The following is a 2,146-nucleotide window of genomic DNA, read 5'->3' as shown; positions in this document are numbered from 1 at the left end:
TGAACCATCAAATGGTTGAAAAGAAGATAAATTGAGGTTTTGGAAAAAGTGCTGAATTCTTTTGGTATTTTTGCTGATTTCCTATTGCAAAAACACAGAGCCCGCCCACGCTGCCGCCCGCCCGGTTACCCGCGTCTGCGGATGCCTGAACGGGATCTCCTCGCAGAACGTCCTGCCGCAGGAGGGGCACAGCACCTCGTCCGTCCTCGCCCTGCTCGCAAGGTGCAGCTGCACGTGCCTCCCGTCTTCCGACCTTTCCGTATTGACGTACGCGTAGGGGTGAAGCGCCAGATATGCTGCTCTATCCCGTTCCCTGAGCATGTGCGGTCCCCCTGTTTTTGTTGGTAGCTAAACGTTAGGACTCACATGCTCTTCTTTTCAGCATCCCCTCTCTTTCCGTGAAGAACCGAATTATTGATTGAATTCTGGCAGGGAACTCGACACTTTCCCAAAAGCTTCTTAACGGCATCTGGTGCTTGGAACTGATTTGAAAATCTCGTTGAAACGGTAGATTTTTCGATTTTAAATATGGTTAAAACGGTAGTTTATGCAGATTGAATCTTTGATAAATAAGTACTATAATTGGTTTGCTATATTGAAGAAATGGAATCGGATGTACCACTGAGGCATACTATGTTCAGAAGAAAAGCACTTGATAAGATGAAGTACTGGAAAGAAAAGAAGGCTCCCAAGTATTCTGTACTTTTGGAAGGAGCAAGGCGAGTAGGTAAAACGACGATAGCAGAAGAATTCGCAAAGGAGGAATATAGATCATATATAAAGGTCGATTTTGCGAATGTAAGGAAGGATGTTCTGGACGTGTTCGATGACATTTCTGATTTGGATATATTTTTCCTTCGTCTGCAGGCCGCCACAGGTATCACTTTATACAGAAGAGAGTCTGTCATAATTTTTGATGAGATTCAGCTTCAGCCGAAAGTGCGGCAGGCAATAAAATATCTGGTAGCCGATGGGAGATATGACTACATAGAGACAGGCTCCCTGATCAGCATAAAGAAGAACGTGAAAAATATAGTCATTCCATCAGAGGAATTGAAAATACAGATTTACCCAATGGATTATGAGGAATTCCTGTGGGCCACCCAAAATGACACATATTCGGCTTTAGGAGAATTGTATAAGCGGGGAAAGCCTGTAGGAAACTCTTTAAACAGAAAGCTGATGCGGGATTTCAGAATTTACATGGCTGTTGGCGGAATGCCGCAGGCTGTTGAGGCCTACGTAGAAGGCAGAAACTTTACGGAAATTGATGAAGTGAAACGAGAGATTATCAATCTCTATAAGGATGATTTCTATAAAATTGATGATACCGGACTGATCGGCAGAATGTTTGATTCGATTCCTGCCCAGCTGGCTATAGATAAAAGAAGTTATATTGTCTCCGCAGCAACAGGTAAGAAGAAAATCAATAAGGATTTGGAACGATTACATGATCTGCTGGATTCAAAAACAGCTCTTGCTTGCTATAACGTATCGAATCCAAGTGCAGCACTTTCACAAACCAGGGACAATGATACGTTCAAGCTGTATTTAGCTGATACAGGACTCTTCACGACCATGATATTTAATTCATCCGGGAAAGCGAATGAGGATATCTATAATAGATTATTAAGTGACAAGCTTCCGGCGGATCTGGGATATTTGTATGAAAATGCAGTGGCTCAGATTATAGCTGCTTCAGACAGAAAGCTTTATTACCATACCTGGGAGGACAAGAACAGCTCTCATTATTATGAGGTTGATTTTCTTCTTTCGTCAAAGACGAAAATTATTCCTGTAGAGGTTAAGTCTTCCGGGCTTGGTAAACACAGATCTATAGATGAATTTTGCAGAAAGTACTCAAAGCAGGTCGAGAGGCAGATCCTTTTATCCCAGAAAGACCTTGGCAATGAGGGCGAGCTGAAATTGTATCCATTTTACATGCTGCCGCACATTCTCGAAAATCTGTAAATCTGGGCAGGGACCCTGTAATACATGAAAGCTTTATGTTGTTGATTATTGAGCCGTACCATCTCGGGCGAGCAGCCCCGTCTTTAGAGAGTTAACACTCTAATTGTTTGGAACCCCAAAACCCTTGATCCGCAATCCAGCCCCTGGCAAGGGGTTTTTTCATCGCGGTTTCCCC

General features: G+C 43.3%; 1 protein-coding gene. It reads left to right on the top strand.

Annotated features, from left to right (window positions below; translation table 11 throughout):
* Positions 1-633 precede the first annotated feature (633 nt).
* Entirely contained in the window at positions 634-1,971 is a 1,338-nt protein-coding gene (locus QZN42_RS10135; protein ID WP_296957349.1) for an ATP-binding protein, read from the top strand.
* Positions 1,972-2,146 lie beyond the last annotated feature (175 nt).

This window comes from uncultured Dialister sp. (assembly GCA_900314595.1).
Classification (GTDB): Bacteria; Bacillota; Negativicutes; order Veillonellales; family Dialisteraceae; genus Dialister.
Note: the sequence above shows the minus strand (reverse complement) of the source record. Positions and strands in the feature narration are given on the sequence as shown.

Excerpts from the sequence above, each read along its gene's own strand:
- QZN42_RS10135 (WP_296957349.1), top strand. The coding sequence starts at position 634 with ATGTTCAGAAGAAAAGCACTTGATAAGATGAAGTACTGGAAAGAAAAG.